14 protein-coding genes are annotated in these 13,463 nt (G+C 60.0%); 9 read left to right on the forward strand and 5 right to left on the reverse strand.

Features of this window, described 5'->3' with window-relative positions:
• Positions 1–108: 108 nt before the first annotated feature.
• Complete coding sequence (gene urtA, locus CIW50_RS25680; protein WP_502707543.1) at positions 109–1,377, reverse strand: urea ABC transporter substrate-binding protein; 1,269 nt, start codon at positions 1,375–1,377, stop codon at positions 109–111.
• A 559-nt stretch (positions 1,378–1,936) separates the two neighbouring features.
• Between urtA and CIW50_RS25685 the strand changes: the two genes are divergently transcribed.
• The 3 genes from CIW50_RS25685 to CIW50_RS25695 all read left to right on the forward strand — a co-directional run bounded on the left by CIW50_RS25685 (position 1,937) and on the right by CIW50_RS25695 (position 4,291).
• Complete coding sequence (locus CIW50_RS25685; RefSeq protein ID WP_149533995.1) at positions 1,937–3,469, forward strand: DEAD/DEAH box helicase; 1,533 nt, start codon at positions 1,937–1,939, stop codon at positions 3,467–3,469.
• A 24-nt stretch (positions 3,470–3,493) separates the two neighbouring features.
• Positions 3,494–3,772, forward strand: a complete 279-nt coding sequence (gene infA, locus CIW50_RS25690) for a translation initiation factor IF-1 (protein ID WP_068733922.1) — start codon at positions 3,494–3,496, stop codon at positions 3,770–3,772.
• A 306-nt stretch (positions 3,773–4,078) separates the two neighbouring features.
• A complete protein-coding gene (locus tag CIW50_RS25695) occupies positions 4,079–4,291 on the forward strand; it encodes a cold-shock protein (RefSeq protein WP_011474122.1) in 213 nt (70 codons plus the stop codon).
• Positions 4,292–4,442: 151 nt separating this feature from the next.
• Here the strand turns inward: CIW50_RS25695 and CIW50_RS25700 are convergent, their stop codons facing one another.
• From CIW50_RS25700 to CIW50_RS25715, 4 genes are all read right to left on the reverse strand, one after another.
• On the reverse strand, positions 4,443–5,069 hold the full coding sequence (locus CIW50_RS25700; protein ID WP_172980468.1) for a TadE/TadG family type IV pilus assembly protein: 627 nt from the start codon (positions 5,067–5,069) through the stop codon (positions 4,443–4,445).
• A 17-nt stretch (positions 5,070–5,086) separates the two neighbouring features.
• Positions 5,087–5,635, reverse strand: a complete 549-nt coding sequence (locus CIW50_RS25705) for a TadE/TadG family type IV pilus assembly protein (protein WP_149533997.1) — start codon at positions 5,633–5,635, stop codon at positions 5,087–5,089.
• Positions 5,636–5,914: 279 nt separating this feature from the next.
• Entirely contained in the window at positions 5,915–6,412 is a 498-nt protein-coding gene (locus CIW50_RS25710; protein WP_149533998.1) for a pilus assembly protein N-terminal domain-containing protein, read from the reverse strand.
• Positions 6,413–6,941: 529 nt separating this feature from the next.
• Entirely contained in the window at positions 6,942–7,769 is an 828-nt protein-coding gene (locus tag CIW50_RS25715) for a sterol desaturase family protein (protein WP_149533999.1), read from the reverse strand.
• Between the two features lie 284 nt (positions 7,770–8,053).
• On the opposite strand from CIW50_RS25715, the gene CIW50_RS25720 reads away from it, so the two are divergent.
• The 6 genes from CIW50_RS25720 (at position 8,054) to CIW50_RS25745 (ending at position 13,447) form a co-directional block, all read left to right on the forward strand.
• A complete protein-coding gene (locus CIW50_RS25720; RefSeq protein WP_149534000.1) occupies positions 8,054–8,218 on the forward strand; it encodes a Flp family type IVb pilin in 165 nt (54 codons plus the stop codon).
• A gap of 303 nt (positions 8,219–8,521) precedes the next feature.
• On the forward strand, positions 8,522–9,046 hold the full coding sequence (locus tag CIW50_RS25725; protein WP_149534001.1) for an A24 family peptidase: 525 nt from the start codon (positions 8,522–8,524) through the stop codon (positions 9,044–9,046).
• 120 nt (positions 9,047–9,166) lie between these two features.
• Positions 9,167–9,952 (forward strand): Flp pilus assembly protein CpaB, encoded by a 786-nt coding sequence (gene cpaB / locus CIW50_RS25730; RefSeq protein WP_149534002.1) that lies wholly within the window; start codon positions 9,167–9,169, stop codon positions 9,950–9,952.
• 17 nt (positions 9,953–9,969) lie between these two features.
• The gene (locus tag CIW50_RS25735; protein WP_172980469.1) at positions 9,970–11,424 is read left to right on the forward strand and encodes a type II and III secretion system protein family protein; all 1,455 of its coding nucleotides are present in this window, start codon (positions 9,970–9,972) and stop codon (positions 11,422–11,424) included.
• A gap of 23 nt (positions 11,425–11,447) precedes the next feature.
• The gene (locus CIW50_RS25740) at positions 11,448–12,182 is read left to right on the forward strand and encodes a CpaD family pilus assembly protein (protein ID WP_502707544.1); all 735 of its coding nucleotides are present in this window, start codon (positions 11,448–11,450) and stop codon (positions 12,180–12,182) included.
• Entirely contained in the window at positions 12,179–13,447 is a 1,269-nt protein-coding gene (locus CIW50_RS25745; RefSeq protein WP_149534004.1) for a CpaE/TadZ family protein, read from the forward strand. Before CIW50_RS25740 ends, CIW50_RS25745 begins: the two co-directional genes overlap by 4 nt.
• Positions 13,448–13,463 lie beyond the last annotated feature (16 nt).

The following is a 13,463-nucleotide window of genomic DNA, read 5'->3' on the forward strand; positions in this document are numbered from 1 at the left end:
AGAGAAGGCGGCGGACGCACCGCCTTCCCCAGTTTTGGGAGTCTCGGGAGGAAATCACTGCGGACGCAAACGCCCGCAGTGATGGAAACACGAAGCCTCAGAGCGAGATCAGGAACCCTGACCGCCGCACTTGTTGGTCTTGGTGTTGAAGTTGCCGCACTTCTTGCCGACCCAGTCGCCGATCAGGTCCTTGGAGCCGTCGAGCTCCTTCGACCATGCATCGCCAGCCACCAGCGCCGGGGTCTTCCAGACCACGTCGAACTGGCCATTGGCTTTGATTTCGCCAATGAACACCGGCTTGGTGATGTGGTGGTTCGGCAGCATCTTCGAGGTACCACCGGTCAGGTTCTTGGCTTCGATGCCGGGCAGTGCGTCGATCACCTTGTCGGCCTCGATCGACTTGGCCTTCTCGACTGCCTTCACCCACATGTTGAAGCCGATCACGGTGGCTTCCATCGGGTCGTTGGTCACGCGCTTCGGATTCTTGGTGAAGGTCTGCCAGGCCTTGATGAACTTCTCGTTCTCGGGGCTCTTGATCGACTGGAAGTAGTTCCAGGCCGCGAGATGGCCGAGCAGCGGCTTGGTGTCGATGCCGGCGAGTTCTTCTTCACCCACCGAGAACGCAACAACCGGAATGTCGGTCGCCTTGACGCCCTGGTTGCCGAGCTCCTTGTAGAAAGGAACGTTGGCGTCGCCGTTGATGGTCGAGACCACGGCGGTCTTCTTGCCGGCCGAGCCGAACTTCTTGATGTCGGCCACGATCGTCTGCCAATCACTATGACCAAACGGCGTGTAGTTGATCATGATGTCTTCCTGCTTGACGCCCTTCGACTTCAAGTAGGCTTCCAGGATCTTGTTGGTGGTGCGCGGATAGACATAGTCGGTGCCGGCCAGCACCCAGCGCTTCACCTTCTCGTCCTTCATCAGATAGTCGACCGCCGGGATCGCCTGCTGGTTCGGAGCAGCACCGGTGTAGAACACGTTACGCTCGGACTCTTCGCCCTCGTATTGCACGGGGTAGAACAGGATCGAGTTCAGTTCCTTGAACACCGGGAGTACCGACTTGCGCGACACCGAGGTCCAGCAGCCGAACACGACGGCGACCTTGTCCTTGGTGATCAGCTCGCGTGCCTTTTCGGCGAACAGCGGCCAGTTCGAAGCGGGATCGACCACAACGGCTTCGAGTTTCTTGCCGTTGATGCCGCCCTTCTTGTTCTGTTCATCGATCATGAACAGCACGGTGTCCTTCAGGGTCGTTTCGGAAATCGCCATGGTGCCCGACAGCGAGTGCAGAACACCGACCTTGATGGTGTCGTCTGCAGCTTTGGCCGGCGAAAATGCCGACAGGCCCAGTGCCAGACCGGTTGCCGCGGCCATCAGGCTGCGTCGGGTCAGGCCCTTACCCTTTGCGGGCTTGGCTATTGCATGAGTCAAATTGGTAATCATATGCGGTCTCTCCCTGACGCAGACGAAATAGACGCGGAACGGCCCCACGGCCGGCGCATTAGGGGAATCGCAAGAAGTGTGCCAGCGCCTGAACACACGTTAAGTAATTGGGATCGCTCATCTGTTTCCAATTTAGGCAACCGCTCAATTTTGCTGCGCCAAAATATTGTGCAGAAAAATTGATCATGCACACGGCAAGCGGCACAAATAATAATCAAATATTGCCCTGTGTCTAAATTTCATGCAGCGGTATTTTGTCGCTGGTTTTAACCCTCCTGGCGATTCACCTTGAATCCGCCGCGTTGCTGTTCCATATCATCCGAACGACCTAGAGAATCATCAGGTCTTTGCGAGCCGCGTGTTCTGATCCCGTCTTTACTCTGATCGTATTCAGGGCAGTTCGACGGTTTCTGGCTTGCCCCTTCAGCTAACCAGAACTGACGCCCCAAACACGCGGGTGTCCCGGACACCCTCGCGCGCTCCTGGCCCCATGATCTTTGAATCATGGCCGGGCGTCTGCTTTCACTTTGGAAAGATCAATCTTTTGACCACCTTTCAGGAATTCGGCCTCGCCGATCCCATCACCCGTGCGCTTAAAGAAGAAAACTACACCACGCCGACCCCGATCCAGGCACAGACCATCCCGATTGCCATTACCGGCAAGGACGTGATCGGCATCGCCCAGACCGGCACCGGCAAGACGGCCTCTTTCGCGCTCCCCATCCTCCATCGCTTGCTCGAGAATCGCATCAAGCCGCAGCCCAAGACCTGCCGCGTGCTGGTGTTGAGCCCGACCCGCGAACTCTCCGGCCAGATCCTCGACTCGTTCAACGCCTATGGCCGCCACATGCAGCTCGCATCGGCGCTAGCGATCGGCGGCGTGCCAATGGGCCGTCAGGTGCGCTCGTTGATGCAGGGCGTGGACGTCCTCGTCGCCACCCCCGGCCGCCTGCTCGACCTCGTGCAAAGCAACGGGTTGAAGCTCAACATGGTTGAGTTTCTGGTGCTCGACGAAGCCGACCGCATGCTCGACATGGGCTTCATCAACGACATCCGCAAAGTCGTCGCCAAGCTGCCGATCAAGCGCCAGACCCTGTTCTTCTCGGCCACCATGCCGAAGGACATCGCCGATCTCGCCGAAGCAATGCTCAAGGATCCGGCCCGCGTTGCGGTGACCCCGGTCGCCTCCACCGTGGAGCGCATCAGCCAGCGGATCATGCTGGTGGATCACTCCGCCAAGCCGACCATTCTCGCCCAGATCCTCAAGACCGAGACGGTCGACCGCGCGCTGGTGTTCACCCGCACCAAGCACGGCGCCGACAAGGTCGTGAAGGGCCTCGAGCGCGCCGGCATCGCCGCCGCCGCGATCCACGGCAACAAGTCGCAGAACCATCGTGAGCGCACGCTCGCCCAGTTCCGCACCGGCGAAATCCGCACGCTGGTGGCCACCGACATCGCCGCCCGCGGCATCGACGTCGACGGCATCACCCATGTGGTGAATTTCGACCTGCCGAATATCCCGGAAACCTACGTTCACCGCATCGGCCGTACCGCCCGTGCCGGACGCGAAGGCATTGCAATCTCCCTTTGCGCCGGCGAGGAAATGGCGTATCTGCGCGATATTGAAAAGCTGATCCGTATTTCGCTTCCGAAGGAAGACCGCCGTACCCCAGGCCGTAATGACGTGGGGCCGTCGCCTTCCCAGAATCGTGGCGGTCAGCGCAACGGTCGCTCCGCCCCGCATGCCCCCCGCAGCAATGACGGAGCGCCCGGCAAGAACGCGCGCAATCGTCGTCGTCCCCATGGCGGCGGAGGTGCCGCATCGCAGCCGAACCGCGATCATGGTCGGAGCGAAAATGCGAGACACGAGAATGCAAGACACGAGAACGCTCGCCATGAGCCGATCTCACGCCCGGCCAATCAGGCCGGATCTACGACCAAAGAAGGGATGCAGGGCGTTGCCTTCCTGCACCGCGAAAGCCGACCGAATACAACCCCGAACCGCACCCAGCGGCCACGCTAACAGCCGATCGATCTGGAGCTAACAATGGCCAAAGAAGAGCTGATCCAGTTCGAAGGACTGGTGACTGAAATCCTCCCCGATGCACGCTATCGCGTGCAATTGGATGCAGGACACGAAATCGTCGCCTACACCGCCGGCAAGATGAAGAAGAACCGCATCAAGACGCTGGCGGGTGATCGCGTGACCATCGAGATGTCGCCTTACGACCTCGAAAAGGGTCGCCTGATTTTCCGCCACAAGGACGAACGTCCTGGTGGTCCTCCCCGTGGTGCACCGCCGCGCGGTCAGTTCCGTCGCCGTTAAGCGCAGCACGCTTCTAAACTGTCGACAGTTGGCACAGTAACGACAACCAGCCCGCGCATCCGGTCACTCCCGATGCGCGGATGGGTAAGCGTTCCTGACCGTTCGTGCGCAATCAAAAAATCGTGCGCGTCAGGATTGTTTTGGGGGGGCGCTTCCCCTAATATGAGTTAATCGATTTTCGGCCGGACGACATTATCTATCCCCCGGTGCAGCCGGTCTAGACTGACGACCCTTCCAAAAATTCGATGTCACCAGCCCACATATGTTTCGTGGGCTACACTATATTCTTGAGAAGGGACTACCCCCATGAGCATGGGAACAGTGAAGTGGTTTAACGCGACCAAGGGCTTCGGCTTCATTCAGCCGGACGATGGTGGCAACGACGTGTTCGTTCACATCTCCGCCGTTGAGCGTGCCGGTCTCGGCACCCTGCGTGAAGGCCAGAAGATCAGCTACGAAATCGTTGCTGACCGTCGTTCCGGCAAATCGTCGGCCGACAATCTCCGCGCCGCAGGCTAAACGATCACTCGCAAGCCAGATGCTTGCGAACTGATCGACTGAATACGAAAAGGCCGCGCTCTCGAGCGCGGCCTTTTTGCTGAAGGATGATTCGGAAAGTGGATCGACGATCGTTCGCTGCAACTACAAATACGCAGCGCATGATCGCAAATTACGGCGTGCAACTCGTCACCATCACGACGCATGACGTTTGCCGCGGTCGCGTGTACATCGCATCGGACAGCGTGAGCCCGCCCTTCGGCACGACCCAGCCAATCGTCGGCACGTATTTATAGTTGGCCTCGCCGAGGATCAGATACTGGTTCGGCAGATAGTTCCCGTTGGCGTCCTTGACGATCAGGTCGGTGGGAACCGATACGATGTCTTTCACTTTCCTGACCACGACATTGCCATTCGCATCTTTCCCGGTGGGATAATCGCCGCGCGTCCACACCACCTTGGCGGTCTTGGTCGCCGGATCGATATACACTTGGCTGACCGACACTTGAAGCTGCGTCTTGTCGTAAGGCGTCAGCATCGCGTCGCCAATGATGAAGAAGTTCGACACATCGGTTTCCGCTAGCGTCGTGTAGCGCGACGCCAGGTCGGCCATGCCTTGTGAGATCTGGCTGACCTTGCGATCGACGGCAAAACCGTTGGAAACATCCAGCATGCCGAAGAACATCAGGAACATCAGCGGAATGATCATCGCGAACTCGACCGCGGATACGCCTCTCGTATCGTCTCGCAACAGCAAGGCCCGTCGCCAGGCTGCCAGTGCTGCCATACGCACGCGCATTGTCCCGATCCCTGCCATCACTGCGGTCCGGTAGCCGCTGTCGCGGCCAGCAGGCGCTTGCTGCTCGTCGTTCCACGACTGATATTGGCGATGTTGTAGCCTAGGCCGGTCACATAGAGCGGCCACTGATAGAAACCGCGCACGACCACGGTCTTGGTGGTCGGACAGGCCGGCGGCTGGTAGACGAGATTCGTCGACACATAGTTGCCGCTGGCGTCGATCGGATCCGAAATCGTGATCGCTGTGCCGGGATCGTACGACCGCACATCGATATCGAGCTTGGTGCAATCCATCAGTGCCGATGCGCGCGCGCAGATCGACGTCTTGAAATCGACGGCTGTAGCTGCAGCAGAACACGTATAGATCGACCGCGCGGCATCCTGGACGCCGGTTTCAAGGACCTGTCCAGCCAGAAACACCATGCCGGTTTCCATGATGGCAAAAATCAGCGCGAAGAAGATCGGCGCGATCATCGCGAATTCGACCGCGGCCGATCCGCTGCTGTTATGGCCGAAGCGGCGCAGGCGCCCGGCGAGCGTCGCCATCGAGATCAGCGGTAGCAGCATCTGCAAGTGCCTCGGTGATAGGAAATAACTACCGCCGAGATGTATCGGAAACAGATTGTTGAAGTGTTTCGCCGGATCGAGACAAGATGGCTCGATGCGTTAACCCACCATTACCCATGTGGCAGGAGGCTTGCGATGATGTCCGGGCGGGATTGGGCTGACCGACGAAAAGTGGTGGCTTAGAGCATGATCCCGAAAAGTGGATACCGGTTTTCGGATAGGATCATGCTCCAATAAAGAAAAACGTTAGAGTCTGATTCATCGGAGATGAATCAGACTCTAGTTGTTTCTCGCCCCGATCGTCGCGGCCTGACTGCCGATGGCGCCGGCCTGATCCATCGTCGACTTGAAGAAGGTTTCCCCGTCACCCAGCGTCAAACGCCGCTCGCAATTCGCCGCGCAGCTATAGGTCTCCCGGCTCATACCGCGATAGACGGTCACGACCTTGTCGGTCGGGCCTTCCACCTGAATGACGCGGTCCATCAGCACGGAGCCTGCGCGATCAATGGCAATCACATTGGTGGCGCCATAGCTCTTGCCGGTGACGACGACCATGCCGCCGGCTTGCAGCGTCACATCGGCGATCAAGGGGTTGCCGACCACGATGGTAGCGATCTTCTCGGGAAATTTGACGAGCCTGGCCTGATCGACGCTGACTGCGATCAGATCATTCGCAGGGGCCGCAAGACTGCCCGCCGGCAACAGCATGGTCCCTGCCGCCAGAGCACGGGCCACAAACATCGCGCGCATCCGCGCGCGCTTCGACTGAAACGACATCCTGTACTCCGGGACGATACAAGCCGACAAAAGCAGATACGCAGCGGTGCCGGCGCCCGACATGGCAAATGTGCCGTTAATTGATGAAGGAACTGGAAACGGCGGTGGCGGGGTGCATGATAGACGCTGTCCCGGCTTAGGAAAGCTTGGATTGACCGTCATTCCGGAGCAGGACTGAGCCCCGAGTTTCCACTGTCATTCCGGGGCGTGCGTCGCCGGCGAAGCCGGCACAGCGCGAACCTAGGCACACCAATTAATGTGCCGGGGGTTGATCCCGGTGGCTCCGAAAGTCCTGATGCACTCCCTTACGGAAGACCGCATCGGCATCAGGCCCAGGGGTGCGTCGGGCACCTGGCGTTCCGCACGCCAACGAGGCAGGAAGGAATGCGCAAAACTCGGAAGCGAAAGCGCCGCGAGAATGCGGAGGCTTGACTGTTTGAAATTCACATAAGCGATGATCGGACGACGGTCGCGTGATCACTCCCGCTGCACAGCTTCGCTGCTTCGGGAGGGAAAATAGGAACGCACCCTACTGCTTGAACGGATAGGCCAGCTGGCCGGTGAATTCGGTCGGCAACGCCTCGCCATCGACACCGTAATTGTCCGGCAACTCCCCCGCCGGCATGCGGAAGGTTCCAAACATCATGTCCCAGATCGGAAACGTGCCAGCGAAGTTGGTGTTACCGCCGCGTTCCAGCGACGTGTGGTGCCAGCGGTGGAACACCGGCGTTGCCAGCACATATCTGAATGGCCCGAGCGTCCAGTTCAGATTGGCGTGCACGAAAGCCGAGTGGAAAGTCGTGAACGGTCCGACCCACAGCATGATGTTCGGCGAAATACCGGCCATGAGCAGCAGCACATCGACCGCGACGGTGCCGAGAAACAGATTGACCGGGTGAAACCGTGCCGCGGAGATCCAGTCCAGCTCTTCCGACGAGTGATGGATCGCGTGGTATTTCCAGAAGCCGCCGCCGTGATACATCCGGTGCAGCCAGTACAGCATGAAGTCGGACACCACGAGAAAGAAGATCGCCTGTACCCAGAGCGGCATCTGCGCCAGCGGCCCGTGGCCGTTGTCGTAGAAGGCGATCAGTTCATCGGCATCGTGAATGTTGAAGACGACCGAAGCGCCGACCACGAGCAGTCCGATACGCACGACGCGGGTGATCAGCGGCACGAAGAACCAGTAGACCACATCGGTCACGATCTCCGTCTTCCGCCACCAATGCTTACCGGGATTGCAGGCCCAGAAATGCGTCAGCACCGTAAAGACCACCGCAAGAACCAGCGTGACCGGCACCACCTTCATGATGGTCTCGCCGAACATGTTCAGGATGTCGAAGGGGAGTGTCGTCATCGCGGCCTCGCGGTATTCGGAGGCCAAGAGTTACCGCGGTATGCTTAAGGAGGGATGAAGCGCACAAAGCATGCGTGGTGTTATCACACCCAAGTCATTCTAAAATCGTCTTAAGTAGCTATTTACCGTGCAAAAGAAGAGACAAATGCGACCGACTTTCATCGATCGAATTAACCGCACTGCAATTCCCGACTCCTAGTGTCCCTCATGGTCACGGTGCTGAGAACGCCGGGGAGACCAGGCATCACGATCGACAGCCACGTGCACATATGGAGTTTTGTATTATGAAGAACCTCGTTTCGCGTTTCATGAAGGATGAGTCCGGCGCCACCGCTATCGAATACGGCCTGATTGCTGCCGGCATCTCGCTGGCCATCATCGCGGTCGTTAACGGCCTCGGCTCGAACCTGAACACCAAGTTCACCTCGATAAACACCTCGCTCAAGTAAGCGACTGTTACGAGTGCATCAAAGGCTCCGGATTCCGGAGCCTTTTTTGTTTCCGAATGCTGCCGACCGTCGGCCTTCAGGATCGTTCTGCGTATGAGACACCCAGGCACACCCGGTTCCCTCCTGGAAGGACTGCAGCTTTCGCTGCGCGACCCCGCCGGCCTGGTTTGCGCCGCATTGATCCTCGCGCTGGTCGCGGTCGCAATTCGGATCGTCAGCGTTTGGTGAATTGTTTCTTGTTGTCCGATTGTTCATTTCTGTTGGCTAGGTTTTTCATCGTCGCCGCAACAGGCCTTTGAAGCCATGATCCTCGATTTGACGCGTCTTCTGCTGTTCCCGGGCCTGATGGCCTATGCGGCGATCAGCGATCTTTTCACGATGACCATCTCAAACCGCATCTCGTTGCTGCTGGTGGCTGGTTTCGCCGCACTTGCGGTCTTCGGCGGGATGGGCCTTCACGATGCGCTGTCGCATCTCGGCGCGGGCGCGACCGTGCTGGTGGTCGCTTTCGCCTGCTTCGCGTTCGGCTGGATCGGTGGCGGCGATGCCAAGCTCGCCGCAACCGCGGGACTGTGGTTCGGCTTCGACCATCTCCTGAACTACCTCGTTTACGCTTCACTGTTCGGCGGCGCGCTAACGTTGCTACTGCTCCAGTTCCGGCAGTGGCCGCTGCCCTATGCGCTCGGCGGCCAGGCCTGGCTGATGCGTCTGCATCACAAGGAAACCGGAATCCCCTACGGTGTGGCCCTCGCCCTCGGTGCGCTGCTCGTTTACCCGGACACCAACTGGATAAAGACGATCGATCTGGCGCGTCTCGCGCTTCACTGAGATCTGAACTTTCTATTAACGCGATTTAGATACCGCTCATTAACCATGCTTTGACGAATAACTGGTCAACTCCCGTTACAGCGACGGCAGCGTCGCGGCGTAATGTGGAAAGTGAAGCGTATGAATACCGCACGCATTGTGGTCCTCGCCATTGCACTCGGCGCTGGCAGTGTGGCGCTATATCTTGCGAGCACTTCGGACACACCGCCGCCCCCTCAGGTCGCCGAAGCCCCGACAACTGACGTTCTGGTCGCCAAAGCCGATATCGCGCTCGGTCAGGCGCTCGGTCCCGATGATGTCCAGTGGCAGTCCTGGCCCGCATCAGCGGCAAGCACCAACGTCATCAGCCGTAACAGCCGCCCGGACGCGGCGACGCAAATCGCCGGCTCCATCGCGCGTTCGGCCTTCATTGCCGGCGAACCGATCCGTGAACCGAAACTGGTGCGGGCCAATGGCGCCGGCTTCATGGCCGCCGTTCTGCCGACCGGCATGCGTGCCGTCTCCACCGAAATTTCGCCAGAAACCGGCGCTGGCGGCTTCATCCTGCCGAACGATCGCGTCGACGTGATCCTGTCGAAGCGCGAACGTGGCGGCGATCGCGGCGGTGCTGAAGTCGTGAACTCCGAGATCATTCTGAACAACATCCGCGTTCTAGCCATCGATCAGGCGCCCAAGGAGAAGGACGGCCAGAATTCAGTCGTCGGCAAGACCGCAACGCTCGAATTGAAGCCCGAACAGGCCGAGTTGCTCGCCCGCGCGCGGCAGAGCGGCACGATCTCGCTGGCGTTGCGCGCCCTGGTCGACGCCAACGCGCCTGCGCCGGTTGAAGATCCGAATGGCGGCAAGCGCGACAGCATTAACATCGTGCGCTACGGCATCCCGTCGACCGCGACCATGACGAAGTGATCAAGAGGACGCAGGCGATGAAGCACATCATAACAGGCGGATCGATGCGGGCTCTTGCAGCCCGTGCACTGTCGCTCACCGCCATCACGGCGCTCACGATCAATCCCGTATTGACGCCAATTTTCGCGGCCGACTCCGCATCCATGCAAGCCGGCAGCGCCGGCGCATTGAACGCGAAATTCCTGCCGCTCGGCATCGGCAAGTCGATCGTCATCGACCTGCCGCGCGACATCAAGGATGTGCTGGTCGCCGATCCCAAGATCGCCAACGCCGTCGTGCGTTCGGCACAGCGCGCCTACATCATCGGCGCGACCGTAGGCCAGACCAACATCGTCTTCTTCGACGTCAGCGGCCAACAGATCGCCGCCTACGATATCGCCGTCACACGCGACCTGAATGGTATTCGGGCCGCGCTCAAGCAGACCTTGCCGAATGCCGATATTCGCATCGAAGGTCTGGGCGATGGCGTGATGCTGTCGGGTACGGCATCGAGCCAGGTCGAAGCGCAGCAGGCCGCGGACCTCGCGGCGCGCCTCGTCGGCGGCCCGGACAAGGTCGTGAACAGCATCTCGGTGCGCGGGCGTGATCAGGTCATGCTCAAGGTCACCGTTGCGGAAGTCCAGCGCAACATCGTCAAGCAGCTCGGCGTCGATCTGTCGGCATCGATGAGCTACGGCACGTCCGTCGTCAACTTCAACAATAGCAACCCGTTCACGGCGCGCGGCAGCAGCCTGGTCTCCGATAATGCTCTCAAAGCATCCTTCGGATCGACGCCATCCGTCACGGCGACGCTGAAGGCGATGGAAAACGCCGGCGTCATCCGGACACTCGCCGAGCCCACGTTGACCGCAATCTCCGGCGAAACCGCCAATTTCCTTGCAGGCGGTGAATTCCCGGTCCCCGGCGGCAATACCTGCGATCCCACGACGCGGATCTGTACGACGCAGATCACCTTCAAGAAGTTCGGTATCTCGCTGGGCTTCACGCCGGTGGTTCTGAGCGAAGGTCGTATCAGCCTGCGTGTCGGCACCGAAGTCTCTGAGCTCTCGCAGGAAAATTCCGTCACGATCAGCGGAACGTCGATCCCGGCGATCAAGGTCAACCGTGCGGACACCACGCTCGAGATACCGTCCGGCGGTTCGATGGTGATGGCCGGCCTTATCAAGCAGCAGACCAAAGCTGCCATCAGCGGCCTGCCGGGCATGTCGCAATTGCCTGTGCTGGGCACGTTGTTCCGCAGCCGGGATTACGTCAACAACAACACCGAGCTGATGGTCCTAGTCACGCCCTATGTGGTCCGCGCCGTCGCGCAGAAGGATCTCTCGCGTCCGGATGACGGCTTCGTGGATGCATCCGATCCGCAGGCCGATCTGCTCGGCAACGTCAACCGCATCTATGGCGCACCCAACCGTGCCGAGCCGGCGCCGACAACGCGCAGCTATCGCGGCGTTTTCGGCTTCATCACGGATTGAGACGGGACATGTATCCGATGACCATGATCAAGCACACAGCGATATACCCTTCGCGCACGCGGACTGCCACCGGCGCGCTGCTGTTCCTGGCGCTTGCGCTCGGGGGCTGCAAGACCGTCGCGCAGGACACCACATCCAGTATACCGGACGATTACCGGTTGCGGCATCCCATCGTTGTCGAAGAACGGGCCAAGACCACCGAGGTTTTCGTCGGCAGCCAGCGCGGCGGCCTGTCTGCCACACAGCGCGCGGATGTCATATCGCTCGGTCAGGACTGGTTGCGCGAAGGCACCGGCGTCATCACCGCGGAGGTGCCGGTCAATACACCGAATGCACGCGCCGCCAAAGAGTCCTATCGTGAGGTTCATTCGCTCCTGATGGCGATCGGCATTCCGCAGAACGGCGTCCAGATGCGCAGCTATCAGCCAAGCGATCCGCGTATGTTGCCGACCATCCGCGTCAGCTACCCGCTGATCGCGGCTTCGGCCGGTCCGTGCGGCACCTGGCCCGACGACCTTGCATCGTCGATCAAGAACAAGGGCTATCTCGCGAACAAGCCGTACCACAATCTCGGCTGTGCGCAGCAACGCAATCTCGCCGCCATGGTCGCCAATCCTTCGGATCTGGTACAGCCGCGCGCCGAAGCCCCTCTCTATGCCGGCCGACGTACCGTCGTGCTGGACAAGTATCGCAAAGGTGAGAGCACCGCGACGACCTATCCCGAAGACAAGACCAAAATCAGCAATGTGGGCCAATGATTAGCTACGCGCAGAAAACCGCAGACGAGCAGCCCTCCGCCGCAACACCAGCGGCAGAGGAGCATATTGCGCCGGCACCGCGGGTGTCGGTGCAGGCGTTCTGCGAGACCGTAGAAACCGCTGCCGCTGTGCAGGCTGCGGCCGAAGACAGGCGCCTGGGCAAGGCTCACATCAAGATCCAAATGGGTGGCATGCCTGCGGCCATCGAAGCGTACCGGTCGGCACCGACGCCGAACGTAATCGTTCTCGAAACCGAGCCACGCGGCGATATTCTCGCTGGTCTTGATCAACTGGCCACCGTCTGCGACGCCGGCACGCGCGTTGTCGTCATCGGCAAGGTCAATGACGTCACGCTGTACCGCGAGCTCGTTCGCCGCGGCGTCAGCGACTACGTGATCGCGCCTGTTGCAACTATCGACGTCGTGCGTTCGATCTGCGGACTGTTCTCGGCACCGGAAGCCAAGGCCGTCGGCCGCATCATTGCCGTGGTTGGCGCCAAAGGCGGCGTCGGCGCGTCCACGATCGCCCACAATGTCGCCTGGGCGATCGCACGCGATCTAGCACTCGACTCCGTTGTTGCCGATCTCGATCTCGCCTTCGGAACTGCCGGGCTGGACTACAACCAGGACCCGCCACAGGGCATCGCCGATGCAGTGTTTTCGCCGGATCGTGTCGACACCGCCTTCATCGACCGACTGCTGTCGAAGTGCACCGATCATCTCAGCCTGCTGGCTGCACCTGCCACGCTGGACCGCGTCTACGACTTCGGCAGCGAAGCCTTTGACTCGATCTTCGACACGCTGCGGTCGACGATGCCCTGCATCGTGCTCGACGTTCCGCATCAATGGTCGGGTTGGACCAAGCGGGCACTGATCGGCGCGGACGACATCCTGATCGTCGCAGCGCCGGATCTCGCCAACCTGCGCAATACCAAGAACATGTACGATCTGATCAAGGCCTCGCGGCCCAATGATCGCGCACCGCTGTACTGCCTCAATCAGGTCGGCGTTCCAAAACGGCCCGAAATCAGCGCCAGTGAATTTGCCAAGGCCATCGAGACGCCGCCGATCGTCACGATCCCGTTCGACCCACAGATGTTCGGCTCGGCCGCCAATAATGGTCAGATGATCGCCGAAATTGCGGCCGGCCATCGCACAACCGAACTCTTTCTGCAGATTGCGCAACGGCTGACCGGTCGCGGCGAGACCAAGAAGCCACGAGGATCCTTCCTGGGTCCATTCCTGGAGAAACTGCGGTCGAAGTAATTCACCGCATGGAGTA

Origin of the sequence: Tardiphaga sp. P9-11 (genome assembly GCF_008329525.1) — a bacterium.
In the GTDB taxonomy this organism is placed as follows: Bacteria; Pseudomonadota; Alphaproteobacteria; order Rhizobiales; family Xanthobacteraceae; genus Tardiphaga.